Source organism: Flavobacterium hydatis (genome assembly GCF_000737695.1).
GTDB lineage: Bacteria > Bacteroidota > Bacteroidia > Flavobacteriales > Flavobacteriaceae > Flavobacterium > Flavobacterium hydatis.
The window spans coordinates 1-1,125 of record NZ_JPRM01000078.1 but is presented as its reverse complement, the minus strand read 5'-3'; the positions used below and the strand labels follow the sequence as shown (position 1 = coordinate 1,125).

At 40.4% G+C, this 1,125-nt stretch carries 1 protein-coding gene; it reads right to left on the bottom strand.

All coding sequences use genetic code 11. The features are described from left to right. Positions 1-1,125: HYR-like domain-containing protein (locus IW20_RS25090; RefSeq protein WP_035629109.1), on the bottom strand; the 1,125-nt coding region annotated here is incomplete at both ends.

Genomic DNA, 1,125 nt, shown 5'->3' with positions numbered 1-1,125 from the left:
CCATTAAATGTTGGTTTCGTAGTATCTTCTATAGTTATCACTTGCGTGAAAGCATCAGTGATATTACCACAATTGTCTTTTGCCACCCAACTGTTTGTATATGTTCCAGCATTTGCACAAGACTCAGAAGCTACAAATTGACCGCTAGTTTTTTCGATCGTCACATCACTATCACAATTATCAGTTGCCACAGGAGCATTCGCTTGCGCAGAAGTTAATCCGGCAGTATCACTACATTGTAATGTAATGTTAAGCGCAGTAGGAGCAGTAGTCCAAGTTGGTTTCGTAGTATCTTCGATAGTTATCACTTGCGTGAAAGAGTCAGAAACATTACCACATTTATCCTTAACCGTCCAGGTATTTGTATATGTTCCAGAATTACGACAAGACTCAGAAGCTACAAACACTCCGCTAGTTTTAACGATATTAGTCACATCACTATCACAATTATCGGTAGCAGTAGGAGCATTCGCTTGCGCGGAAGTTAATGCTGCAGCATCGCTACATTGAATGGTTACATCTAAACTTCCAGCCTGAGTAGTCCAAGTAGGTTTCGTAGTATCTTCTATAGTTATCACTTGCGTGAAAGAGTCAGAAGTATTACCACATGCATCTTTAACCGTCCAACTGTTTGTATATGTTCCAGCATTTGCACAAGACTCAGAAGCTACAAATTGACCGCTAGTTTTTTCGATCGTCACATCGCTATCACAATTATCAGTTGCCACAGGAGCATTCGCTTGCGCAGAAGTTAATCCGGCAGCATCGCTACATTGAATAGTTATATCCAAACTTCCTGCCTGAGTAGTCCAAGTTGGTTTCGTAGTATCTTCTATAGTTATCACTTGCGTGAAAGAGTCAGAAGTATTACCACATTTATCCTTAACCGTCCAGGTATTTGTATATGTTCCAGAATTACCACAAGACTCAGAAGCTACAAATACTCCACTAGTTTTAACGATATTAGTCACATCACTATCACAATTATCGGTAGCAGTAGGAGCATTCGCTTGCGCGGAAGTTAATGCTGCAGCATCACTACATTGAATAGTTATATCCAAACTTCCCGCCTGAGTAGTCCAAGTTGGTTTCGTAGTATCTTCGATAGTTATCACTTGCGTGAAA